Annotated in this window: 18 protein-coding genes and 1 tRNA gene; 3 read left to right on the top strand and 16 right to left on the bottom strand. The window is 70.6% G+C overall.

Annotation, left to right across the window (positions count from 1 at the left end):
• Nucleotides 1–2: 2 nt before the first annotated feature.
• The 5 genes from H6X67_RS01540 to H6X67_RS01520 all read right to left on the bottom strand — a co-directional run bounded on the left by H6X67_RS01540 (nucleotide 3) and on the right by H6X67_RS01520 (nucleotide 8,105).
• Nucleotides 3–3,257, bottom strand: coding sequence for a DUF5979 domain-containing protein (locus H6X67_RS01540; protein ID WP_249368479.1), 3,255 nt, complete (start codon nucleotides 3,255–3,257; stop codon nucleotides 3–5).
• A 345-nt stretch (nucleotides 3,258–3,602) separates the two neighbouring features.
• Complete coding sequence (locus H6X67_RS01535) at nucleotides 3,603–5,669, bottom strand: DUF7926 domain-containing protein (RefSeq protein ID WP_249368478.1); 2,067 nt, start codon at nucleotides 5,667–5,669, stop codon at nucleotides 3,603–3,605.
• Nucleotides 5,670–5,826: 157 nt separating this feature from the next.
• Nucleotides 5,827–6,810, bottom strand: coding sequence for a ribose-phosphate diphosphokinase (locus H6X67_RS01530; protein WP_249368477.1), 984 nt, complete (start codon nucleotides 6,808–6,810; stop codon nucleotides 5,827–5,829).
• An 84-nt stretch (nucleotides 6,811–6,894) separates the two neighbouring features.
• The gene (locus tag H6X67_RS01525) at nucleotides 6,895–7,911 is read right to left on the bottom strand and encodes a bifunctional UDP-N-acetylglucosamine diphosphorylase/glucosamine-1-phosphate N-acetyltransferase GlmU (RefSeq protein ID WP_249368476.1); all 1,017 of its coding nucleotides are present in this window, start codon (nucleotides 7,909–7,911) and stop codon (nucleotides 6,895–6,897) included.
• A 122-nt stretch (nucleotides 7,912–8,033) separates the two neighbouring features.
• Nucleotides 8,034–8,105 (bottom strand) — tRNA-Gln (locus H6X67_RS01520).
• Between the two features lie 86 nt (nucleotides 8,106–8,191).
• On the opposite strand from H6X67_RS01520, the gene H6X67_RS01515 reads away from it, so the two are divergent.
• Nucleotides 8,192–8,818: a TetR/AcrR family transcriptional regulator gene (locus H6X67_RS01515; RefSeq protein ID WP_249368475.1), complete on the top strand. Its 627-nt coding sequence runs from the start codon at nucleotides 8,192–8,194 to the stop codon at nucleotides 8,816–8,818.
• Between the two features lie 21 nt (nucleotides 8,819–8,839).
• Here the strand turns inward: H6X67_RS01515 and H6X67_RS01510 are convergent, their stop codons facing one another.
• The 9 genes from H6X67_RS01510 to metG all read right to left on the bottom strand — a co-directional run bounded on the left by H6X67_RS01510 (nucleotide 8,840) and on the right by metG (nucleotide 18,817).
• Nucleotides 8,840–10,732: an ABC-F family ATP-binding cassette domain-containing protein gene (locus H6X67_RS01510; RefSeq protein ID WP_249368474.1), complete on the bottom strand. Its 1,893-nt coding sequence runs from the start codon at nucleotides 10,730–10,732 to the stop codon at nucleotides 8,840–8,842.
• Nucleotides 10,732–11,709, bottom strand: coding sequence for a GHMP family kinase ATP-binding protein (locus H6X67_RS11950; protein ID WP_311765840.1), 978 nt, complete (start codon nucleotides 11,707–11,709; stop codon nucleotides 10,732–10,734). The genes H6X67_RS01510 and H6X67_RS11950 overlap by 1 nt, the downstream gene beginning before the upstream one ends.
• Nucleotides 11,706–12,698 (bottom strand): 16S rRNA (adenine(1518)-N(6)/adenine(1519)-N(6))-dimethyltransferase RsmA, encoded by a 993-nt coding sequence (gene rsmA / locus H6X67_RS01500; RefSeq protein WP_249368473.1) that lies wholly within the window; start codon nucleotides 12,696–12,698, stop codon nucleotides 11,706–11,708. The genes H6X67_RS11950 and rsmA overlap by 4 nt, the downstream gene beginning before the upstream one ends.
• Complete coding sequence (locus H6X67_RS01495) at nucleotides 12,691–13,518, bottom strand: hypothetical protein (protein ID WP_249368472.1); 828 nt, start codon at nucleotides 13,516–13,518, stop codon at nucleotides 12,691–12,693. The genes rsmA and H6X67_RS01495 overlap by 8 nt, the downstream gene beginning before the upstream one ends.
• Nucleotides 13,519–13,523: 5 nt before the next feature.
• Nucleotides 13,524–13,826, bottom strand: a complete 303-nt coding sequence (locus H6X67_RS01490; RefSeq protein ID WP_249368471.1) for a hypothetical protein — start codon at nucleotides 13,824–13,826, stop codon at nucleotides 13,524–13,526.
• A gap of 147 nt (nucleotides 13,827–13,973) precedes the next feature.
• Nucleotides 13,974–14,798: a transglycosylase family protein gene (locus H6X67_RS11715; protein ID WP_311765839.1), complete on the bottom strand. Its 825-nt coding sequence runs from the start codon at nucleotides 14,796–14,798 to the stop codon at nucleotides 13,974–13,976.
• Between the two features lie 125 nt (nucleotides 14,799–14,923).
• The gene (locus H6X67_RS01475; protein ID WP_249368470.1) at nucleotides 14,924–15,826 is read right to left on the bottom strand and encodes an aggregation-promoting factor C-terminal-like domain-containing protein; all 903 of its coding nucleotides are present in this window, start codon (nucleotides 15,824–15,826) and stop codon (nucleotides 14,924–14,926) included.
• A 219-nt stretch (nucleotides 15,827–16,045) separates the two neighbouring features.
• Nucleotides 16,046–16,975, bottom strand: a complete 930-nt coding sequence (locus H6X67_RS01470) for a TatD family hydrolase (RefSeq protein WP_249368469.1) — start codon at nucleotides 16,973–16,975, stop codon at nucleotides 16,046–16,048.
• On the bottom strand, nucleotides 16,976–18,817 hold the full coding sequence (gene metG / locus H6X67_RS01465; protein ID WP_249368468.1) for a methionine--tRNA ligase: 1,842 nt from the start codon (nucleotides 18,815–18,817) through the stop codon (nucleotides 16,976–16,978).
• A gap of 184 nt (nucleotides 18,818–19,001) precedes the next feature.
• Between metG and H6X67_RS01460 the strand changes: the two genes are divergently transcribed.
• Nucleotides 19,002–19,793 (top strand): hypothetical protein, encoded by a 792-nt coding sequence (locus tag H6X67_RS01460; RefSeq protein WP_249368467.1) that lies wholly within the window; start codon nucleotides 19,002–19,004, stop codon nucleotides 19,791–19,793.
• A 54-nt stretch (nucleotides 19,794–19,847) separates the two neighbouring features.
• Here the strand turns inward: H6X67_RS01460 and H6X67_RS01455 are convergent, their stop codons facing one another.
• Nucleotides 19,848–20,507, bottom strand: a complete 660-nt coding sequence (locus tag H6X67_RS01455) for a hypothetical protein (protein WP_249368466.1) — start codon at nucleotides 20,505–20,507, stop codon at nucleotides 19,848–19,850.
• Nucleotides 20,508–20,677: 170 nt separating this feature from the next.
• Nucleotides 20,678–21,562, bottom strand: coding sequence for a 16S rRNA (cytidine(1402)-2'-O)-methyltransferase (rsmI, locus tag H6X67_RS01450; protein WP_249368465.1), 885 nt, complete (start codon nucleotides 21,560–21,562; stop codon nucleotides 20,678–20,680).
• Between rsmI and H6X67_RS01445 the strand changes: the two genes are divergently transcribed.
• Nucleotides 21,554–23,473 (top strand): dolichyl-phosphate-mannose--protein mannosyltransferase, encoded by a 1,920-nt coding sequence (locus tag H6X67_RS01445; protein WP_396121330.1) that lies wholly within the window; start codon nucleotides 21,554–21,556, stop codon nucleotides 23,471–23,473. The genes rsmI and H6X67_RS01445 overlap by 9 nt on opposite strands.
• The last annotated feature ends 707 nt before the right edge of the window (nucleotides 23,474–24,180 follow it).

Raw genomic sequence — 24,180 nt, 5'->3', positions numbered from 1 at the left:
CATCAGGCCTCATCACGGCGACGCATGGCCAGGACGGTGAGGCCTCCGCCTGCGACGAGCGCGGTCCCAAGGACGCCCAGAAGGACGACATTGGACGCACCGGTCTTGGCCAGGGGCCTCTTGCTGGGCTTGGTGGCCGACGGGGTCGGCGTGGGCACCGGAGAGTAGGTGTTGGTCGCGGTCAGCGCCACCACCTTGTCCTTCTCGGCGATGGTGACCTTGCCGCCGTCGGAGATCTCCGAGACGACGGTGTAGCCGGTGCGGCCGGCGGAGTCGGCGCGCTCGGTCACGGTGCACTCGGAGCCGGTCGGGATCGTCTCCGAGGTGACGGCGGTGCCGTCACCAGGGACGTCGAGTCTGCCCTGGCTGCCGTCGGTGCAGGTGTAGTCGAACACGAAGGTGTCCTGCGTGTAGGAGTCCTGACCACCCACGACCGCCTTGGCGACGGAGAAGGAGCCGCGGTGACGGGTGTAGGTGTTGGTCGCGGCGACCTTGACCGTGGTGCCGTCGCTGACACTGAAGTGCGCCTCGTTGCCGTCGACCCCGTCGGAGGAGTCATTGACGGTGACAACCGTGCTCAGGTCGGCTCCGTCGATGGTGGCGTCACGCTCGGTGACGACGCAGGGGCCGACGGGCACCTGGTCGAACGTGGCGGTCTCCCCGCCCTTGAGCTCGACAGTCCCCTCGAAGACGTCCTGGCCGGCAGCGGCGGGCGTGCAGGCGTACTCGAAAGTGAACTTCGTGTTGGCGGCTAGAGAAGCACCGTCACCGTCCACGGTCTTGGAGATCGTGAACCCGCCCTTGAGCGCGGTGTAGGTGTTGGTGATGGTGACCTCGGGGCTGGGGTTGGTGACACCGATGGTCACCATCCCGGTCGAGTAGGCGGTGGCGAGCGCGTAGCCGTCACGCTGCGCGGCGTCGGTGTCCTCGGTGATGGTGCAGGAGATGCCGTAGGGCAGGTCCTTGACAGTGGCCGCGTCTCCGCCGCCCGTCAGCTTCAGCTGGCCCCCCTCGCCGTTGTCACAGGTGTAGTACACCGTGAAGGTGTTGTTGGACCCGATGAAGGTGGGGCCGACGATGACCTTCTTCACCGAGAAGCTGCCCTTGTTGACCGTGTACGTGTTGGTCACGGCGATGGTCGGGTTCCCGCCCTTGGCAATGTCAACGCCCGGGGTGGAGGTGACATCGAGCGTGTAGCCCTCGAGGTAGGCCGTGCCAGGCTGTCCCTCGGCCACCCGCTCGGTCACCTCGCAGTGGTAGCCCACAGGGATGTCCTTGCCGTTGTCCTTGGACCCACCCTTGTCGACGACGATCTCGCCGGTGATGTTGTCCTTACCGGGCGCCGTGCAGGTGTAGTCGAAGGTGTAGGTGGGCGGCACCTTGGTGCCGGCGTCACCCTTGACCGTCTTGGACACCGAGAAGCGTCCGGCGTCCTGGGTGTACTTGTTGGTGAAGGTCGCCGTGGCCACCGGCTGGCTCCGCAGGCCGATGGTGACACTCTGCTCCCCAGCCTCCGAGTCATCGAGGGTGTAGCCGTCGATTCCGGCGGCGTCGGTCTTCTCAGTGACCTTGCAGGTGGTGCCGACGGGGAAGGCCTCCGGGCTGTCAACCGCGTCGCCGTTGCCCTTCGCCTTGATCTCGCCCGTCTTCTGGGTCTGGTCCGGCAGGGTGCAGGTGTAAGTGAAGGTATAGTCCTTATCAGCGGCCCCCGGGGTGTCGTCAACCTTCTTCAGAACCTGGAAGCCGTTGGGCCTGATGTCGACGTAGTTCGTGAGGTTGACGATGGGATCCTTCTGGTCCTCAATCGTCAGCTCCGCGACGGAGAACTCGGGGGTCCGCCATGAGTAGTCAGTACCGAGCTGGGTGGAACCCTGCTCCGGGTCCTCGCTCAGGGTGACCTTCGTGCCCACGGGGAAGAGATCCTTGAAGGGGGTCGGGGTCCCAAGCTCGGCATTGAAAGTCACTGTTCCGGTGCGCTGGTCCGCGTTGAGCGTGCCGGGAGCCGTCCAGCTCAGACTATCCTTGAAGTCCGCCGCTGTGGTGCCCTCAGGCAGCTCGTAGTTGACGGTCACAGGGAACGTAGCGCCGGCACCGACCTGGTTGGCCCCATCGCCCTTGACCGTCTTGAACACACGGAAGGTGCCGAGGCCAGGCTTCATCTCCACGGTGATGCTGAAGGAGTTGGCGAAGGTCCTCTTGCCCTCGGTCTTCATCGTCGTGCCGGCTATGGACACCTCGTTCTTGTACTCGAAGCCGGGAACCGCCAGGCCATTGGGAGTGGTGACGGGGGTGGAGTACGTGATCGAGTAGTTCGTGTCAGCGGCAAAGGGACCGGTCACGGTGATAGTGATGGGCGTCTTACCGTCGGGACCAGCGACGCCACAGTCGAAGACCATGTTGAACAGCCCGTAGGCCGTTGACGCATCCTTACCGCTTGCGGCGCCGGGCTCAGCACTGTCGACCTTCGTCAGCACCCTGTCGGGGGCAGTCCTAGAACGCCCGACATGGAACCAGACGTTGCTCATCTGCTCAGGACAAGTCATGCCCGCACCGAGCGTGTCGTAGAACGTGATCGTCTGGTCGTTGGTGCCGTCGTAAACGACGCCGTTCTCCTCAGAGAGCTTCTCCGTGCCGAAGGTGACGAACCAGTTGGCGTGCGTGCTCTTCTCCGACATGCCGCTGATGCCCTTGACGATCTTGAGGGGGTCGTAAGTAGCGGCGTTGTTGTTCTTCTTGATGCCGCCCTCTCCGGGAAGATCGACGTCGACGGTCTTGTCCTCGTTGATCTTGAAGGGGACGGTCTCGTTGGTGGTGGAGCCAGCGGCGCTCAGCTGGACCTTGCCCGTTCCCCGCATGTCGTTGTTGACGAGGGCGAGCTCCTCCATCTTCGCGTTGAAGGTGCAGGTCATCAGCCGGTCGCTGATAGTGCAGTCACCGACGTGGTACTCCACACCGGCACGGGTGTAGTTGATGGGCTTAGTGTCCGGAACGCGGTACTTGAGGACCTCGGGCAGCTCGACAGTGAAGGAGTCGCCGTCCTTGAGCTGGGTCTTGGTCGCGTCCCACTTGTACTGCAGCAGAGCGAGAGAGGACTCAGTCATCTGCCCCTCCGCCGGCTTCTCAGTCGCGTCGACGATGTGGGTCAGGGTCAGGTCGGTGACCTCGATCTTGGGGTTCACCGCGGCTGCGGCCGGCACGGCGAGGCCCTGGACCACCAGAGCCAGGGAGGCCAAGACCGTCAGGAGAGTGGCAGCCACTCTCGTTCTGGCACCTCTGGCTGCGAGGCCTCTCATCTGTGTCTGCATACTGCTGTCTTTCGGTTCATCGGATTGGACTGGGACAAGCTAAGGAACGATGTCACGCGCACACGACACTGTTACACATCATTTCATACAGGCTAGCACGACATCTGATCACTGGCAGAGGCTCGTTATCACACTGAGCATGACAACCACCCCAGACGTGCCGAGGTGGCTGCACATCTGCGACCCTTGCAGACGTTTCACTCACACGTGCGAGTGCCCCCACCCCGGTCGGGGTGGGGGCGCTCCGAGGCTGGTCAGCCGCCCAGTCAGCAGCTGGTCAGTACTCGCTCACTGCCATCAGGCGTCGTCGCGACGACGCCTGACCAGTACCGCCAGGCCGCCACCCGCGACGAGCGCGACCCCGACGACGCCCAGCAGGACGACGTTGGACGCGCCAGTCTTGGCCAGCGGCGGCCTCTTGCCGGGCTTGGTGGCCGACGGCGTCGGCGTGGGCACCGGAGAGTAGGCGTTGGTGAAGGTCGCGGTGACTGTCTCCGCGCTGGTCAGGCCGATGGTGACGGTCTGCTCACCGGCACCCGAGGCATCGAGGGTGTAGCCGTCGATAGCAGCCTTCGCGGCGTCCTCGGCGACCGTGCAGGTGGTGCCCACGGGCAGCTCCGGCCCCCTGACCGCGACGCCGTCGCCCTTGGCCGTGATCTCGCCCGTCTTTCGGGTCTGGTCCGGCAGGGTGCAGGTGTAGGTGAAGGTGTAGTCCTTGTCCGCGGCCCTCGGGGCCCCGTCGGCCTTCTTGAGGACCTGGAAGTAGTTGGACTGCGCCTCGGTGGTATTGCGCAGCTCAACGGGGGTGGTCCCGCCGTCGGTGATCGTCAGGGTCACGGTCTCACCCGTGGTCGACCCCACTGTGAAGCTCGGGGCGCTCCAGGCGTATCCGGCCGGAGGAGCGCTGGAGGAGTCCAGGACCTCACTGAGGGTCACCACGGTCCCCACCGGGAAGGTGGACTGGGCCACGGGACCGGTGAAGACCGTGGTCTTCCCCTTGACCGCCTCCAAGGTGGCCGTGCCGGACCTGTTGTCGGCGTCGAGGGTCCCCGGAGCCGTCCAGCCCGGGTACTTGTCCGCGGTCAGCGGCAAGGTGTAGTCCACCTTGACAGCGAAGGCCGCGTCCGCGGGCACCTGGCTCGCCCCGTTGCCCCCGACGTACTTGGCGACGCTGAAGGTGCCGTAGCCGACCGTCAGTGTGAGGTCAATGGAGAAGGACTCGGTGAAGTACTGCTCGGCGGACTTTTCGAGCTTGGTCCCCTGGACCGAGGCGCGGTTCGTGTAGACGGTGCCGGGCACCGCCTTGCCATCCGCCGTGGCGGGGTCCGCCAGCGCCCGGTACTGCAGCCGGTAGTTCGTGTCCGGCGCGAATGGGCCGCGCACCGTGATCGTGGCCGGAGTGCCCTCCGCCGTCTTCTCCCCAACCTCGACGCTCACAATGGAGAACCCGGGGAGCTCCGTGCTCACGCTGGTGGAGCCCTGGGCAAGAGGGTGGTGCCTCAGGGCCGAGTTCTTCGAGTTGCGCATGACGAGGTTGAACTTGTCAAGGTCCGGGAACTTCTGTCCGTCACCGAGCACGTCCGTGAAGACGATGTCCCGGACGGTGGTGCCGTCGAAGTAGCCGACGTCGTAGAGGCCGGCGAGGTAGCCGTCCGTCGACCCGCTGGTCGGCAGGCCGGTGGAGAAGTAGATGTTCCACACGGGCCCGAGGTCGTTCTCGGTCATGCCCCACGCACTCTTGTCGAAGGGCATGGGCTGGTAGGGGGAGGGCGTGCCGGAGCCCGGTGGGATCGGCTCGTCCTTCGGCAGAGGGACCTCCACCTTCTTCTCGGCGTTGATGGTGACCGTGATCTTCGAGGTCGTGGTCGACTTGACAGCCGTCACCTGCACCTTGCCGCTGCCGTGAATGTCCTTGAACCCACCCTTGATGCGCTCGGGCAGCTCGTTGTTGAAGGTGCAGGTCAGCAGCTGCGCCTCAATGGCGCACTCGCCGACCTTCGTCTCAGCCACACCATCGCCGTCGAAGTCATGGAGGAAGTCCTTGGTCGTCGGGACGGTGAACTTCACCTCCTCCGGCAGCGCGACGGAGAACTGATCACCCTCCTTGAGTTCCGCGTTGCGGGCGTCCCAGGTGAAGCGCAGGAGGGCGAGGCTGCCCACCCTGAGTGGCTTGTCCGGCTGCTCCTGCCCCTGGTAGGTGATCCTGGTCAGCGCGAGGTTGTCGACCGTGATCCTGTTGTTGACGTCAGCCGCCGCCGGCACGGCAAGGCCTTGGACCACCAGGGTCAGGGCCGCCAGGACCGTCAGGAGGGCGGCCAGCACCCCCGTTCTGATCCCTCTGGACGTCAAGTTGTTGATCTGCATGCGTGTGTCCTTACCACTTCAAGAAACAGGGACGCTGTGCGCCCCCAGTGGCACCTCCATGCGGTGTCAATAACACACTAGCATGATCGCGATAACGACATAGTGTCCCCTTATCGGCCCGGCTGCGTCAGTGCCATGTGGCGCGCGGGGCCGCGCCTCACACGCCGGCGGACTCGAAGAGCGAGGTCACGGACCCGTCGTCGAACACCGCCCGGATCGCCTGGGCAAGCAGCGGCGCGATCGACAGGATCGTCAGCTGCCCGAAGCGCTTGCTGGGCGGGATCGGCAGCGTGTCCGTCACCACCACCTCGCGCGCCCCGCAGGACGACAGCCGCTCCACTGCCGGGCCGGACAGCACTCCGTGCGTCGCCGCCACGATGACGTCCTTAGCCCCCTGGTCCATGAGCACCTGGACCGCCTTGGCGATGGTGCCGCCCGTGTCGATCATGTCGTCCACCAGCACGCAGGAGCGGCCCGTGACGTCACCCACCACACGGTTGGCGACGGACTCGTTGGGGCGCGTGACGTCGCGGGTCTTGTGCACGAAGGCCAGCGGGGTGTCACCCAGGGCGTGCGCCCAGCGCTCAGCCACGCGGATGCGCCCGGCGTCCGGGGAGACGACCGTCGTCGTCGAGGGGTTCACCCGGCTCTTGATGTAGTCCACGAGCACCGGCTGGGCCCACAGGTGGTCCCAGGGGCCGTCGAAGAAGCCCTGCTCCTGGCTCGTGTGCAGGTCCACGCTCATGATGCGGTCCGCGCCGGCCGTCTTGTACAGGTCCGCGACCAGGCGCGCGGAGATGGGCTCGCGCCCCAGGTGCTTCTTGTCCTGGCGGGCGTAGGGGAAGAAGGGGGCGACCACGCTGATGCGCTTGGCGGAGGCGCGCTTGAGGGCGTCCACCATGATGAGCTGCTCCATGAGCCAGTCGTTGACCCGGTCTCCGTGGGACTGCATGACGAACACGTCGCAGCCGCGCACGGACTCGTTGAAGCGCACGTAGGTCTCACCGTTGGCGAAGTCGTAGGCCGTGGAGGACAGGACCTCCGTGCCGAGCTCGGAGGCGACGGCCGCCGCGAGCTCGGGGTGCGCGCGCCCCGAGACGATGACCAGTCGCTTCTCACCGCTCGTGATGATGCCCGTCATGAACTGTGTCCCCTCTTGAGGCCCTAGTGCCCCGGCTTGGTTGGGTGTGGTTGGGTGTGGGTGGTGGTCTGGCGGCCCCGGGTCCTACCGGTCCTGACGAGGGCTCCCGTCGAGCTGCGTCAAGGGCGTGACGACGGCTCCTGCCGGCACCTCGACGTCGGACAGGACGCTGTGGGCGCCCACGCGGGCCCCCTCGCCGACCCTGGTGCGCCCGTGCAGGACGACGCCCGGCTCGAGGGTCACGTCCCGGGCGAGCTCGACGTCGACGTCGACCCAGGTGGTGGCGGGGTCGGTGACGCCGACGCCCTCCTCCATCCAGCGGGCCAGGACGCGGCGGTTGAGCTCGGCGCCGAGGGCGGCGAGCTGGGCGCGGTCGTTGCAGCCCTCCACGAGCCAGTGGTCACCGACCAGGAGCGCGGAGGTGGACAGCCCCTGGGCGTGGGCGCGGGCGACGACGTCGGTGAGGTAGACCTCACCCTGGTCGTTGTCGGTGCCCAGGGTGTCCAGGGCCCGGCGCAGCAGGGCGATGTCGAAGACGTAGACACCGGCGTTGACCTCGCGCACGGCACGCTGGGCCTCGGTGGCGTCACGCTGCTCGACGACGGCGACGACGCTCAGCGGGTCCGCGCCGGGACCCTCGGCCCGCTCGCGCAGCACACGGCCGTAGCCGGTGGGGTCGGCGAGCTCGGTGGTGAGCAGGGTGACGGCGTCGCCGCGCTCGGCGTGCTGGGCGACCAGCGCCTCCAGGGTCGCGGTGTCGAGGAGGGGGACGTCGCCGCTGGTGACGACGACGCTGCCGGTGAGGCCGTCAGGCAGGGCCGCCAGGCCGCAGGCGACCGCACGCCCGGTTCCGGGGACCTCGTCCTGGTCCGCGGGCAGGGCGTCGGGGGCGACCTCGGCGAGGTGGGCGACGACGGCGTCGCGCTCGTGGCGCACGACCACCACCAGGTGCTCGGGGGCCAGGGCGCGGGCGGCGCTGACGGCGTGGTCGAGCAGGCTCCTGCCGCCGATGCGGTGCAGGACCTTGGGTGTGGCGGAGCGCATGCGGGTGCCCTTGCCTGCCGCCATGACGATGACGGCTGAGGGGGTCGTGGGAGCCACAGGTCCTCTTCTCGCTGAGACTGCGGGCCGGCCGTACCGTGACCCGGCTGTGCGGAGCAGGGTCATCCTACGTCCTGGGCGGGCCTGGCGCCCCGGCGGGAGGTGAGGGCCTGCCCACGCCGCTCCGCCCCCAGGGTTCGAACCCGGGCCTCAAGGCTCCAAAGGCCTGCGTGCTGCCACTACACCAGGGCGGAAAGCGCGCCCTCGGGCAGCGCGGAGCCATCCTCTCACAGGCCGGGCCCACCACCGGCTCCCCCGCCCAGGCGGCATGATGGGCCGCATGGCAGCCAAGGCGAGCAAGCGGACCCGGATGAGCGCGGGAGAGAGACGCGAGCAGCTCATCGACGTCGCCCGCGCCCTCTTCGCGGAGAAGGGCTTCGAGGGCACGGCGATCGAGGAGATCGCGTCCCGGGCGAAGGTCTCCAAGCCGGTGGTCTACGAGCACTTCGGCGGCAAGGAGGGCCTGTACGCGGTCATCGTGGACCGCGAGCTCAGCGCCATCTCCACCACGGTGACCCAGGCGCTGCGCTCCTCGCCGTCGCCCTCCCTCGTGGTGGAGCGCGCGGCCCTGGCCCTGCTGACCTACATCGAGGACTCCCCCGACGGCTTCCAGATCCTGTCCTCCTCAGGGGACCGCACGGCGGGCACGTACTCGACCCTGCTGGCGGACGTCGCCATCCAGGTCTCGGGGATCCTCGCCTCCCAGTTCCAGGAGCACGGCATGGACCCGCGCACGGCACCCCTGTACGCGCAGATGCTCGTGGGGATTGTGTCCTCGCCGGCCTGGTGGTGGTTGGAGAACCGGACGATGAGCAAGGAGGAGGTGGCCGCTCACATGGTCAACCTCGCCTGGAACGGGCTGCGGGCCATGGAGGCGCGCCCCCAGCTGCGCGAGGCCGGCCGGTAAGCCGGGCAGCGTCCGGCCCCGCTACTGCTCCAGCAGCTCCGCGGCCTCCAGCCACTCGAGCTCGAGCGCGTCGTGCTCGGCCTGCGCGGACGCCAGCTCGCGCCCGAGCTCGACGAGCTCGCCCACGCGCGCGGGGTCCGCGGAGACCGTCTCCATGCGAGCGTGCAGCCGCTCGAGGGCCTGGGCCGCCTTGTCCATGCGCCGCTCGACGCGGGCCAGGTTCTTCATGGCCTCGCGCCGCTCGGCACCGCTGAGGGCGCCCGCCTGCGCTCCCTGCGGGGCGCCCGCCCGCGCGGAGGGGACCGCGGGGGCGCCGGCCTGCGCCGCCAGGGCCTCGCGGCGCATCTCGAGGTACTGCTCGACACCGCCGGGCAGGTCCCGCAGGCCCCTGTCGCCGAGCAGGGCCACCTGGTGGTCCGTGACGCGCTCGAGGAGGTAGCGGTCGTGGGAGACGACGACGAGCGTGCCCGGGAAGGAGTCGAGGATGTCCTCGACGGCGGCGAGCGTGTCCGTGTCGAGGTCGTTGGTGGGCTCGTCCAGCAGGAGCACGTTCGGCTCGGTCATGAGCAGGCGCAGGAGCTGCAGGCGGCGGCGCTCGCCACCGGAGACCTCCGCCACCCTGGTCCAGGCGCGCTGGCGGGTGAAGCCCAGGCGCTCGACCAGCTGGGCGGCGGTGAGCTCCTTGCCGCCGACCGTCACGCGCTCGCCGACGGCGGCCACCGCCTCGACCACGCGCATATCCGCCAGGGCGTCGAGCTCGTGGGTGGACTGCGACAGCGTCGCCACCTGGACGGTGGTGCCGCGCACGACCCGCCCCTCGGTGGGCTCCTGGACGCCCTCGAGCAGGCGCAGGAGGGTGGTCTTTCCCGCGCCGTTGACGCCGACGACGCCCACCCGCTCGCCGGGCGCGAGCCGCCAGGTGACCCTGCGCAGGACCTCCCGCTCCCCGGCGGGCCGCCCGTCGGGGCCCTGCGGCCGGGGGTAGCGGACGGTGACGTCCTCCAGGTCGAGGACCTTCTTGCCCAGGCGGGCGGTGGCCATCGCCATGAGCTCGACCGTGTCGCGAGGCGGCGGCACGTCCGCGATCAGCGCCTCGGCGGCGTCGATGCGGAAGCGGGGCTTGGAGGTGCGGGCCGGCGCCCCTCGGCGCAGCCAGGCCAGCTCCTTGCGCAGGAGGTTCTCGCGCTTCTCAGCAGCGACGGCGGCCTGGCGGGCGCGCTCAGCCCGGGCCAGGACGTAGGCCGCGTAGCCGCCGTCGTAGGTCTCGATGCTGCCGGGCACCTGCGGCCTGCCGCCGCCGGGGTCGGTGCCCGGGACGACCTCCCACACGTGCGTGCAGATGGCGTCGAGGAACCAGCGGTCGTGGGTGACGGTGACGAGTGCGCCCGTGGAGGCGCGTCGGCCGGAGAACCGGGCGCTCAGGTGCCGGGCGAGCCAGTCCACCCCCTCGACGTCGAGGTGGTTGGTGGGCTCGTCCAGGACCACGACGTCGGCCTCGGCGGTGAGGACGGCCGCGAGGGCGACCCGGCGGCGCTGGCCGCCGGAGAGGGTGGCGACGTCGGAGCCCAGGTCGAGGTCCGCCAGGAGGCCCGCGTGGACGTCGCGCACGGCCGGGTCGGAGGCCCACTCGTGCTCCGGGGCGTCGCCGTGGACCGCCTGGCGCACCGTGGTGCCGGGGGCGAGGTCGTCGGCCTGGGTGAGCAGGGCGACGCGGGTGCCCCCAGCGCGGGTGACGCGCCCGCCGTCCACCTCGCGGGTGCCGGCCAGGGCCGCCAGCAGCGTGGACTTGCCCGCGCCGTTGGGGCCGAGGACGCCGACCCGCGTGCCGTCCTCGATGCCGAGGGTGACGTCGTCCAGGAGCAGGCGTGAGCCGACGACGACGCGGATGGACTCGAGCCCGATGAGGTGCGCCATCAGCCCACCACCCGTGCGCCGGCGACCGGGGCGTCGGCGCGCAGGACGTGGGCGACGAGCCCGCTGGCGCTCAGGGCGCGGGTGACGCGCGCGGCGGCGACCGTGTCCGCCACGAGGGCGGCGACGGCGGGGCCGGTGCCGGCGACGAGGGCGCGCAGCGCCCCGGCCCGCTCGGCGGTGGTGATGACGTCGGCGAGAACGGGTCTGAGGGACAGGACGGCCTCCTCGAGGTCGTTGTGCAGAAGGGTGGAGAGGGCGGCGGTGTCACCGGCGCGCAGGGCGGCGGTGAGCGCCTCCGGGACCTCCTGGCCGGGGTGCGGCCGGGGTCCGCCGTGGCCGGCGACGCCCAGCGCGTCATGGCGGGCCAGGACCTCAGCCGGGTCCAGGCCCCCCTCGGGCACCGCGAGCACCCACTGGTAGGCGCCCCGGGTCATGACAGGGCTCAGCTCCCGTCCGCGCCCGACGGCGCAGGCGCCCGTGAGGGGGAAGGCGGCGTCCCCGCCGAGCCCGGCCGCGACGGCGCGCAGCTCCGGCTGGGTGAGGCCGGTCCCCCACAGGTGGTTGCAGGCGACGAGGGTCGCGGCCGCCTCGGCGGCGCCGACCCCCAGCCCGCAGCGGGCTGGCGCGCGCCGGCGCAGGAGGAGGTCCACGCCCTCGGTGACCCCGACGGCCTGGGCCAGGGCCCGGGCGGCCCGGGCGGCGGGACCCTGCGTGTCCAGCGGGCCGGCGCCCGGCTCCTCGGGGGTGAGGGTGACGGTGCCGTGGGCGTCACGGGACTGGCGTCGGGCCGTGACGGTGGTGATGAGCCGGACCGCCTGGTAGACGCTGGTGGCCGGGGCCTCGCCGTCGGCACCGGCGGCTCCCCGGCTGTGGAAGAGGGTGAGGCGGCCCGGGGCCTCGACGCGCACGCTCGTGGCGGAGCCGGAGCGGGTGCGCGGCTGCTCGTCCGGGCTGGGCACGGCCCTGAGGTGGCTCACTGCTCCTCCTGGCGGGGGCCGCTGCCGGCGGGCTCAGCGTCGGTTCGCTCGGTCCCCGCGTGCCCGGGGCCGTCGGGGATTTCAGCACCTGAGGAGAGCAGCCCGGCGGCCGTCAGCTGCTCGGCGACGGCCGCGAAGTCGGCCACGTCCAGGGTCTCGCCGCGACGGGCCGGGTCGATGCCCGCGGCCCGCAGGGCCCGCTCGGCGGCCTCCGCGCTCCCGGCGAGCGGGGCCAGGGCCTTGCGCAGCGTCTTGCGCCGCTGGGCGAAGGCCGCGTCGATGACGGCGAAGACCTCCTCACGGCCGGCACCGGTGGCCGGGGGCTCACGGCGGGTGAGCTCGACGAGGGCCGAGTCCACGTTGGGCACCGGCCAGAAGACGGTGCGACCGATGGTGACGGTGCGGCGGGCCGCCGCGTACCAGGCGGCCTTGACGCTCGGGACCCCGTAGGTGCGCGATCCGGGCGGGGCGGCGAGGCGGTCCGCGACCTCCGCCTGGACCATGACCGTGACGCTCTGCAGGGACGGCAGGCAGCCCAGGAGCGTGAGCAGCACGGGCACGGCGACGTTGTAGGGCAGGTTGGCCACGAGCCGGGTGGGCAGCGCCTCGCCGTCGGACAGCCCCAGCGCCGCCGGGCCGTCGATGGTGAGGGCGTCCGCGGTGACGACGCGCAGGCGCCCGGCCGCCTCGGGCATCCGGGAGGCCACCGTGACGGGCAGCGCCCGCGCCAGCAGCGGGTCGATCTCGACGGCGACCACGTGCGCGCCGGCCTCGAGGAGCGCCAGGGTGAGCGAGCCCAGGCCCGGCCCGACCTCGAGGACCGTCTCGCCGGCGCGCACGCCCGCCGAGCGCACGATGCGCCGCACGGTGCCGGCGTCGTGGACGAAGTTCTGGCCCAGGGTCTTGGTGGGACGCACCCCCAGGGCCTCGGCCAGGCCGCGCACGTCCTGAAGCCCGAGCAGGCTGGTCGGCGCCGGGGTATCAGCCATTGCTGTCCTTACCATCCTCACTACGGGCGTCGAAGCTCTGCCTCAATACGAAAACCACCTCATTGAGCGCGGCGAGCAGCTCATGGAGAACCGGGTCAGTCTCGAAGGCATCGGCCACCTTGTCGGTGATGTCGTCGGCCTTGAGGCTCTCCACGATCAGCACACCGATGAGATCAACTCCGTGCTCCAGCCGCAACCCGAGATACGAGCGGCTCTTCATCGAGATCCCTTGGGCGACCTCGTTGCTCATCCTGTACAGTCGACGGGCCTGGACCCACTCATCAGGGTCCTCCGGCAAGTCCGTGACGACGAGGCGCCTGGCCTGCCATGCCTTGGCGATCACTCCCTCTCGATCGGGGTAGCGCTCACGACCGGGCTTCGCAAGCTCGGGGTTGTCCGAGGTCCTCGCCACGCGGACAAACGCGTCCTGAGCGTGGTAATACACAGACAGGCGAGTGTCAGCAGGGGTCGCCTCGATACGCGACAACGTGCGCCGGGCGAGGGTCTGCACGGCCTTCTCCAGCTCTTCCCCTCGACGCGCGTGCTCCTCAGCCAGCCGATGAGCCTCCTTGAGGACGTCTGCCCGGCTCGGACGCAACCGCAGGTCCATGACCAGAGCCCCGGCATAGAACATGGTGCCCGCAAGCAGCGAGAACCACCACCACGCAGGACGGGCGAATCCACTGCCGTCGAAGAAGCTTGGAACAAGCAGCACCGCCCCTCCAAGCCCTGCAAGGACCTTACCGAGGTGCTCCCTGAGCACTAAGAGCCCGTGGGCGATCCTCGTCTCTTGAGCGCGCACGTTCTCATAGGTGTACACGAACGTCAGACGTAGGAGATCTCGCGATGACGCCTCACGACACCCTCGCGGTAGTCCGGAAGCATATTCAGGGCCCCATCCAGGACCCTCGTCGCCTGCGCAGACGCATCAGCGACCGAGCCCGCCTTGATGGCCAGTGCGAGCCTCACACGCCCAGCCGAAGGCATGACCGCGACCTCATCGACCTCCACGTCGTGGTCGCTGTCCGCTGAGGCAGATCTGACCACGTCCTCAAGCAGGCGGCAGAATGTGTCGATGTCAACGGCGCCAGGAGGCTCGAGATAGGTAGCCGCCCTGTAGGTCTTCATACTTCCCTTCCGCACTCCGCCCGCCATCGACGGGCAGCACACCGTCAGTCTAGCCTCTCGTCTGGTGCCCTCATCGCTTTCCCGGCAAGCCCGTCATCCCGGTCCCAGCCCGGGCCCCGCTCTCGGAGGAGGGGCCGCCGCTGCGGGTCAGAGCAGGCCGAGGGAGGCGGCGCAGGCGGGCCACTGGCCCCAGCCCGAACGCGCCTGCAGGGCCTGCGCCAGGGCCAGCTGGGTCTCGTAGCTGTTCTCGTGCGGGTAGCCCGTGCCGCCCAGGGACTGCCAGGTGGACAAGGTGAACTGGAAGGCGCCGTAGTACCCGTTGCCCGTGTTGATCGCGGCGTTGCCACCGGACTCGCACAGGGCCAGGCTCCACCACACCGAGCCGTCGTTGACCGCGGTGGTGGTGGTCGGCGTCGTCCCGGCGGAGCCGCCGGACGCGGAGGTGCTAGAGGCGCTGGCCGTGCCGACGAGGACCACCTCGTCCGTGCGCGGGGTGACGACGACGCTGGAGACCGCCTCACGCGAGACCTCCACACCACCCTCGGTCACCACCTGGTACGTGGTGCGCACGACCCCGTCCACACCGGCGGTCTGCACCTCGGTGGTGCCCGCGGCCAGGGAGCTGGACTCCTGCTCCACCGTGCCGTGGGGGTCGGCGACGTCCTCCGTCACCGTCTCGATGACGACCTGCGTGGTCGACACGTCGAGCGCCGCAGCCGTGGCGACGGCCTGCCCCGCAGAGGTGGGGGCACCGAGGCGGGCCTGCGCCTCGGTCAGCGGGACCGCGCCGGCCCCCGCTCCCAGGACGGCCGCGTAGGCGCCACCGGAGACCGCGAGCGCGAGGGCCGCGGCCACGGCGCCCGCCCGCAGCAGGGCACCCGCCCTCGACGCCTCCGCGGCGCCGTGCGCGCCGGCCTCACTGGGCAGGTGGCTCAGCGCGTTGGGGGCGTCGTCGTTGTGGTGCCGTGTCACGTGAGTGGTCCTTCCGTCGGCTGCACCCAACGTAACGGAGCCCTGGTGGGGGCGGCAATGGGACAGGTCACGTCCCGCGGCCGCCAGGGGCGGCTCAGTGCCAGCCGGGCACCAGCCGACAGGGCTCAGTACCAGCCGACGGAGTTGGAGTGGGCCCAGGCGCTGCACGGGGAGCCGTAGCGGCCCTCGATGTACTGCAGGCCCCAGGTGATCTGCGTGACCGGGTTCGTCGCCCAGTCCGCGGCCACCGTGGCCATCTTCGAGCCCGGCAGGGCCTGCGGGATCCCGTAGGCGCCCGAGGAGGGGTTCTGGGCCTGGTAGCTCCAGCCCGACTCGCGCTGCCACAGGCTCACCAGGCACTGGAACTCGGCGTCGTCCCAGCCGTGGGAGGCCATCATCGCCTGGGCTGCCGCCTGTGCGGAGGCGGCCGTCGTGCCGTCACCGGCGGCGGCGAGCGCGACCTGCGTGTCCGTGCCCGTGCCCACGAGGACGACCTCCTCGACCGGGACGGTGACGACGACGCTGGAGACCGCCTCGCGCGAGACCTCCACACCGTCCTCGGTCACCACCTGGTAGGTGACGCGGGTCAGGCCGTCCACGCCCGCGGTCTCGACCTCGCTCGTGCCGGTCAGCAGGGCGTCAGTCTGCCGCTCGACGGTGGTGTGGGCCTGCACCTGGTCCTCGGTGACGGTGGTGACGGCGACGGCGCCGCCGGAGACCGCCAGGGAGGTGGTCCCCCCGTCCTCACCCGTGGAGCCGATGGCCTGCAGCCGCGCCCGGGTCTCGGTCAGGGGCCGCACGTCGGAGGCGCTGACCTGGACGGCGGCGTAGGCGCCGCCGGAGACCGCCAGGGCGAGCGCGGCCGCGGCACCGGAGGCGCGCAGCACGGCCGGGGAGGTGCGGGGCCGGGCGGGGGCACCGCGGTGAGCGGGCGAGCCCGTGGCGCTGCGCGTCAGGCTGCGACGGGCCAGGGCCCCGAGCTCGGCCAGGGTCGTGCCGGCGGAGCTGGCGTCCGAGTGTCGTCCCACGTCTGATGTTCCTCACTGTCGGCAGGGTGCCGACGACGCTAGCCGAGCCCGTCACGACGGCGCAATGCATCCGGTCACACCGCTGGCGGGCTCCCGGCCCGGGTCACCGCCGTCAGGCGGCCGGTCCGGGAGGCCCGGACGCCGCCGTCGGGCAGTCAACGGGCAGCCGGACGGGCCCGTGCGGACGCACCACGCCGGGCACCCGCCGTCGGGCCCCACTCACCAGGCGCCGTAGACCTCCCGGGTGCTGCGCTCCAGGCGCTCGCACATGGCCGCCTCGTCCAGACCGCGCAGGTCGGCGAGGAAGCGCACGGTCTCCCCCATGAGGTAGCCGGCGTTGGGTCTGCCCCGCCACGGCCTGGGCGGCAGGTAGGGCGCGTCCGTCTCCACCAGCAGCAGCTCCAGGGGCACGGCGCTGACCGCCGCCCGCAGCCCGTCATTGGCCGGGTAGGTCACCGGCCCCGCGACGGAGGCGTACCAGCCCTGCTCGGCGCACACGGCCGCCAGCTCGGTCCCGCCGGAGAAGCAGTGCAGGACGGTGCGCTCAGGGGCACCGTCGGCGAGCAGGACCTCGACACACTCGGCGTGGGCGTCACGGTCGTGGATCTGCAGGGGCAGGCCCACCTCCTTCGCCAGCGCGACGTGCGCCCGGAAGGCCTCGCGCTGGACGGCGCGCCCGCGCTCGCCCGTGCGGAAGAAGTCGAGGCCGGTCTCCCCGACGGCGACCACCGCGTCAGGGCTGGTGCGCACCAGGTCCTCGAGCCGGGACATGGCCTCGTCCAGCGGCTCGGCGTGGTGGTCGCGCACGGCCGGATCCAGCCCGTCCGGGCCGGTCTCACGCACCCCCGCGTGCAGCACCGCCTCGTTGGGGTGGATGGCCAGGGCCACGCGCACCCCCGGCAGGGTGCGGGCCAGGGCGATGCTGCCCTCCCAGGCCGGGGTCTCGCAGGCGGAGGTGATCGTGCGGGTGACGCCGACGGCGGCGGCCCGCTCGACCAGCTCGGCCGCCGTCAGGGGCGCCTGCGAGCCGGGCCCGGTCTCCTCCAGACCCGGCACCGGCAGGTGGGTGTGGTTGTCGGTGACGGGCAGCGCGAGCGGGGCGACGGCGTCGGGGCCCGGCCACGAGCGGTCGCGGTGCTTGCGGCTCACTCAGGCCCCGGTGACGTCGTCGGGACGCGACTGCGAGTAGCGGGCCAGCTCCTCCTCGACGATGGACTCGTCCAGCTTGACGAAGACCGGGGAGGGCTTGCCCACCGGCGTGCCGACGACGACCTCGTGACGCCCCCAGGTGGGCGCCTGCGTGTAGTCGCCCGTGATGACCGGGTAGCCGGTGCGGCCGGCGAAGTCCTGCGGCAGGACCTCGGGGTCGAGCTCGTCCACCTCCTCGATGCGCGGCATCGGGGCGATCGCGCCCGTGCCGCCGAGGATGCGGTCGACGTCGTTGGCGGCGTGCGGCAGGAAGGGCGAGAGCATGAGGTTGAGGTCCGCGACCACCTGCGCGAGCGTGTGCAGGATCGTGGCCAGGCGCGGCAGCTGCTCCTGCGCCTTGAGCTTGAAGGGCTCGGTGTCCGCCACGTACTTGTTGGCCTCCCCCACCAGGCGCATGGCCTCGGTGAGGGCGGCCTTCTGGCGGTGGTGGCGGATGAGGTCGCCGACCGTGGCGAAGCCCGCCTCGACCGAGTCCAGCAGGGCGCGGTCGATCTCCTCCAGCTGCGCCGGGGCGGGGACCTCGCCGAAGCGCTTGTGGATCATCGAGGCCGTGCGGTTGACGAGGTTGCCCCAGCCGGCGACGAGCTCGCCGTTGGTGCGGCGCACGAACTCCGCCCACGTGAAGTCCGCGTCGGCCGTCTCCGGGCCTGCGGCGCTGATGAAGTAGCGCAGGGCGTCCGCCTGGTAGCGGGCGAGGAAGTCGCGCACGTAGATGACGATGCCGTGGCTCGAGGAGAACTTGCGGCCCTCCATCGTGAGGAACTCGCTCGAGACGACCTCCGTGGGCAGGTTGAGGACCCCCAGGTGACCGGGCTCGCCCCCGCGCTCGCCCTGGCCGTTGTAGCCCAGGAGCTCAGCCGGCCAGATCTGGGAGTGGAAGACGATGTTGTCCTTGCCCATGAAGTAGTAGGACAGGGCCTCCGGGTTGTTCCACCACTGGCGCCACGCCTCGGGGTCCCCGGCGCGCCGGGCCCACTCGATGGAGGCCGACAGGTAGCCGATGACGGCGTCGAACCACACGTACAGGCGCTTGGAGGGCTGGTCCTCCCAGCCGGGCACCGGGATGCCCCAGTCGATATCGCGCGTCATGGCGCGCGGGCGGATCTCCTCCAGGATGTTCTTGGAGAAGCGGATGACGTTGGGCCGCCAGGTGCCGGAGGCCTCGCGCTCGTCCAGCCAGGCGCCCAGGGCCTCCGCGAGGGCCGGCAGGTCGAGGAACCAGTGGTTGGACTCGACGAACTCGGGGGTCTCTCCGTTGATGCGTGAGCGCGGGTCGATGAGGTCGGTGGGGTCGAGCTGGTTGCCGCAGGCGTCGCACTGGTCCCCGCGGGCGCCGGGCGTGGAGCAGATGGGACAGGTGCCCTCGATATAGCGGTCCGGCAGGGTCCGGCCGGTCGAGGGGCTGATGGCGGAGCGGGTGACCTGCTCGACCATGTAGCCGTTGTCGCGCACCGTGCGGAACATGTCCTGCACGACGGCGTAGTGGTTGGAGGCGGTGGTGCGCGTGAAGAGGTCGTAGGACAGGCCCAGGGCCACCAGGTCCTCGACGATGAGCCGGTTGTTGCGGTCCGCGAGCTCGCGGGCGCTGATGCCCTCGGCGTCGGCCGCCACGAGGATGGGGGTGCCGTGCTCGTCCGTGCCGGAGACCATGAGGACGTCGTGGCCCGCCATTCGCATGTAGCGCGAGAAGACGTCGGAGGGGACGCCGAAGCCGGCGACGTGACCGATGTGGCGGGGGCCGTTGGCGTAGGGCCAGGCGACCGCGGAGAGGATGTGGCTCATGGGGGCAGCCTATCCGCTCCGCCCGTGGCGGCCCGACGCGGGAGAGCACCTCCGGGCCGGCCGGAGACTCCCGGCTCCTGGCGCCGTATCCTGACCCTGTCATGGGTACGGCGCCCGCCCGGCGGCGCGACGTGCCACCACGCACCTGTGCGGGTCGCTCCCGCCACGACCGCAGAGGAACGTCATGTCCCAGGTCCCTCCCTCCTCAGGATCGCCCTACAGCCCGGCCCCCTACGGCCAGGGAGAGCCGGGCACGAGCCCGTACACGACACCCAGCGCCTCCTCGGCCCCCGGGGCCTACCCTCCCGCCGGCCAGGGCGGCTACGGCCAGCCCTACGCGCAGCAGGCCCCGGCCTATGGCGCCCCGACCTACCCGACGGCACCCGCCTACGGCACCCCCGCCGGATACGGCGCCGGCCCGGTGCCCCAGGTGCGCCCGACCACGGGCCCGAAGATCCTCCTGACGATCGGCCTCGTCATGCTCATCGGCTCCATCGTCGCCTTCGCGGTGTCGCTGGCGACGCTCCTCAACGTCTCCGGCTCCCTGTCGGAGATCCCGCGCAACGGCACCGCCACCGCGACCCTGGAGAGCAGCAACGTCTACGGCATCTACTCCGGTGGCCTCATCGCCTGCGAGGTGGCCGACCCGAGCGGCGCCCCGGTGGACGTCACCTCCGTCCCCCCGTCCGACGCGACCGACGTCGACGGCAACCCGCTCATCGGCATCTTCTCCCCGACGACGAGCGGTGACTACACCATCACCTGCCAGAGCAGCTCCTCCAAGCCCGTCTACCTGGGCCTGTCGGTCAACGGCAGCGGCGCGATCGCCAGCGGTCTGGGCATCATCGGCTCGTTCCTGCTGGGCCTGCCCGGCCTGTTCCTCACCATCGGCGGGTTCATCTGGCTGGGCGTGCGCCGCTCCCAGAACAAGCAGGCTCAGGCCGCCGCGGGCGGCTACCCGGGGGCACGCTTCTGACCTTCCTCACTCTCCCTCACCTGCGCGGAGAGGCCCCCTCCGGCTGCTATCGGCTCACCAGCGCATCAGTTGCACGCGAGACCGAGGGTAAGGGGCCGAGCTCGATACCTGAGATATCGAGCTCGGCCCCTCAGCATCGAGCTCGGTAAGAGCGACGTGCGTCCGCAGGAGCGCGTCAGAGGTAGTCCCGGCGGTCAAACGAGGCTTCATAGCAGGCCCGGTCGAGATTGGTGTTCCAGATCCTCGCACCGTGATGACCAGGTCGACGTCATCCTGGACGGCCTTGCGCAGACAGGTCAGGGCGACGAGCACGTCGATCCCCTTCTCTCGTCCTGAGCCAATGGGGATCTTGTGCCCGTTGATGTCAGTGGCTGGCCTGCCGTCGGCCGCTGTCTGGAAGCGGTACTTCAAGTCGCGCAGCTCGATGGTGGCGCCGTCAGCACGCCACCGGGCAGCCTGGGCGCTACAGCGGCGATTTTGCTCCCAGTCGTACAGGGAGTGCGGCAGGCCTCGGAAGGCGATGGCCTCACAAAGGACGGCGTGCGGGTGGCCCTCGTGCTGGCGTTCGTTGCGCACACGGACCACGGTCTGCGCAAAGCGCTGCGGGTGGATGAGCGCTTCGTGGCGCTCACCATCCCTGTTGAAGATGTCATGGGCGGTGAGGTGGACGTTCTGATAGTCGATGACCACGACCGTTGAGAGCAGGTCAGACATGCAGGGATCCTCTGGCGGAGAGAAAAATCCCCACCAACCCGTGAGGGCGATGGGGAGCAATGCGGCCATTGCAGCAGCGCCCGGGTGGGGTTGTCAACGTTTCGACGTGCCTTGCGGTTGCTGAGCACGTGGCTCGAGTCGAGAGCGGACAGATCATGGGGCGAGCCGGGCTAGCCGGCAGCCCCTCGCAGGGCCAGGGCCGCCCGGTAGACCTCGTTGGCGCGCAGCCCCGCCTCCCGCGCCGCCTGGGCCGCCGCCGCCTTGAGGCGCATGCCGTCGTCGGCCAGCGCCAGGGCCTCGCGCGCGACCTCCTGCGGGTCGGCCGCCACCGGCTGCACGCCGGCGACGACGAGCACGATCTCCCCCAGGACCTCACCGGTGGTGGAGGCCACGAGCTCACCCAGGGTGGCACGGCGCACCTCCTCGTAGGTCTTCGTCAGCTCACGGCACAGGGCGGCCCGGCGGCTGGCGCCAAGCACCTGCGCCATCACCGTCAGGGTCTGGTGCACACGGCGCGGGGACTCGAAGAACACCATGGTGCGCCGCTCCTCAGCCAGCGCCTCGAGCGCACGACGCTGCTCGCCCGGCTTGCGGGGCAGGAAGCCCTCGAAGCAGAAGCGGTCACTGGCCAGGCCTGACAGTGCCAGAGCCGTGAGCACAGCGGAGGGACCCGGGGCGACGGTGACGGGCACACCGGCCTCGGTGGCGGCGACGACGAGCCGGTAACCGGGGTCGGAGACCGAGGGCATCCCGGCGTCGGAGACCATGAGGACGCTGCGGCCCGCACGGGCCGCCTCGATGAGCTCGGCCGCCCGCTCCCGCTCATTGTGCTCGTGGAAGGCGAGGACCCTGCCGCTGACGTGCACGCCCAGGCGCTGGGCGAGGTTGAGCAGCCGCCGGGTGTCCTCCGCCGCGACGAGGTCGGCGTGGGCCAGGGCTGCCCGCAGGCGGGCCGAGGCGTCACCCGTGTGGCCGATGGGGGTGGCGGCCAGGGTGATGACGCCGGAGCGGGGCTCGTCGTCGGCACTCACGGGAGCGGATGCGGCATGGGTCATGAGGCCAGTATGGACGGTCCCCTTAGACTCGCCGCCGTGAGCCCTGACCCGAGCACCGTCTCCCACGACAGCACAGACGCCACTGTCCCGGAGACGCCACCGGCCGCCGACGGGGGTGAGCAGAACGCCCGCACGGCGGAGGACCTGCCCAGCGGCACCGGTGCGACGGAGGACGTCGATAGCACCCGTACCGAGGAGGGGCTGCGAGAGCTCCTCGGGCTCGACCCGCTGGGCTGGAGCCTGGCGCCCGCGGTACGGCTGCGCGGATGGGTGGCGACCGGCGTCGTCACCCTGGTGGCCGCCCTCACGCGCCTCATCGGGCTCGGGCACCCCAACGGGCTCATGTTCGACGAGATCTACTACGTCAAGGACGCCTACGCGCTGTGGCACAACGGCTACGAGTCCGTGTGGACTGAGGGCGCCGACCGGCTCTTCGAGCAGGGTGACGCCTCCGGCCTCACGACGGAGGCGTCGTTCATCGTCCACCCCCAGCTCGGCAAGTGGCTCATCGCGCTCGGCATGCAGCTCTTCGGGGCGGACTCCGCCGTCGGATGGCGCTTCATGCCCGCCGTCGCCGGCGTCCTCACCGTCCTCCTCCTCGCGCGCCTGACCATGCGCCTGACCCGCTCCCCCCTGCTGGCCGGGCTCGCGGGGCTGCTGCTCGCCATCGACGGGGTGGGGATCACCGAGTCGCGTATCGCCCTGCTCGACGTCTTCGTCGGGTTCTTCGGGCTCGCGTCGGTCTACCTGCTTGTGAGGGACCGCGAGTGGTTCCACGCCCGGCTCGCCTGCGGCCTCGCCGGCACCGTTCCGGGGGCCTGGGCGCCGCTACCACTCCTGCGGCCCTGGTTGCTCGCCGCGGGGCTGTGCGCTGGGCTCACCTGCTCCATCAAGTGGTCCGGCGCCTACCTGCTCGCCGCGATGGGGATCATGGTGGTCGTCTGGGACCTCACCGCCCTGCGACGGGTCCATGCCCGCTCCTGGCTGGCCGACGGCGTCCTGCACCGCGGCGTGCTCGACTTCCTGCACCTGGTCCCGACGGCCTTCGTCGTGTACGTGGTCAACTGGTGGTCCTGGTTCGCCCACGTCGGGGCGTACAAGCACGGGTGGGCCGCCGAGCAGCGGGCCGCCGGGACACCGGTGCGAGCGTGGCTGCCTGACCCGCTCAACGACCTGTTTGAGTACCACCAGTCCATGTACGCCTTCCACGTGGGGCTCGACTCCGAGCACCCCTACATGGCCAAGCCGACCGGCTGGCTCGTCCAGTGGAGGCCGACCTCGTTCTTCTGGCCCTCAGAGGAGGACCTGGGCTTCCCGAGCTGCGGCGGTGGTCGCTGCGTGCAGGCCATCACCTCCATCGGGAACATCCCCATCTGGTGGGCGGCCGTGCTCGCTCTCGTCCTCGGCGTCATCGTGCTCGCCGGGATCAGGAGGGACTGGCGGGTGTGGGTCGCCCTCGTGGGCTACCTGGGCCTGTACCTGCCCTGGTTCTTCTACTGGGACCGCACGATCTTCACCTTCTACACGGTCGCCTTCGTTCCCTACGTGGTGCTGGTGCTCGTGCTGGCCCTGGGGACGGCGGCGGGCCTGCTGCGGTCCGTGCCCGGATCGGCCGAGGCCCGGCGGGAGGAGCGTCTGCTGGCGGCTGGCGAGATCGGGCCGGGACTGCCGGCTCCCCGTGGTGCGGTCGCGCGCTACCTCGGCTTCGGGATGCGCCCGATGCGTCGGGGCCTGCCCGAGGCGTGGAGCGGTGCGCCGGTGTGGCGTACCCGGGGCGAGGGTTACGCCCTCATGGGGGTGCTGGTGGTGGCCGCCGTGGTCTTCGCAGTGCTGTGGTGGCCCATCTGGACCGGGCAGACGGTGTCCTACGAGTTCTGGCACAGGCACATGCTGTTCGACAGCTGGATCTGAGTCTGGGCGGGACCCGAGGTTGGAACCGGAGCCGCGACGGCCGGGCCCGGCCGTCGCCCGTTGCTGCCCCATCGACTGTTGTTGACGCGGCCGACGACGACGCACTGAGCTGGGGCCGACGACTGCTCTGCAGACCGGACACCGGGGCGGTCGAGCGCGTCTGAGGAAGTGAGAGAAGCTAAATGGGCTGAGTAGGACCGAGGGCGTGTGTCCCCGTGTGTGAGGACAACGTGTGGGTCCTAGGACAACGTGTGCGCGTCCAAGTGGTTGTCCTGGCGTAGACAGGTTGTCCTTGGCCGCAAAGGTGGTCCTGCTGGTGGGGTGCCCGGTTTTGGGCTGGGTTGTGGGAGTCCTTCACCGGCCCTGGGCTCTATTGGCTGGGGGTGTGCCCTGTCTACACGGCCACTGTGTGGTGCGTCCCCGCGCTTGCGTCGTCGTGCTTGTGTCGGCGGGGTCTGTGGGTGGTGCCCCGGAAGGGGTGTGGTGGTGTCCTGTAAGGGGGGTGTGGTGTGTGGTGGTTCGTTGGTGGACTGGCTGTGGTGGTGTCGTGTCTGTTCGCGCGCGCCCCCGTTGTGGGGTTGTGTTGTTGGTGTGTGGGTGTAGAGCGAGAGCCGGTTCACCCGTGGTGGGTGGACCGGCTCTTGCTGTGTGGTTGGTGCTCGGCGGTGTCCTACTCTCCCACACCCTGGCGGGTGCAGTACCATCGG

It is taken from the genome of Actinomyces sp. AC-20-1, assembly GCF_023369555.1.
Classification (GTDB): Bacteria; Actinomycetota; Actinomycetes; order Actinomycetales; family Actinomycetaceae; genus Actinomyces.
The sequence above is the reverse complement of the archived record's forward strand: the minus strand, read 5'-3'. Positions and strand labels throughout refer to the sequence as shown.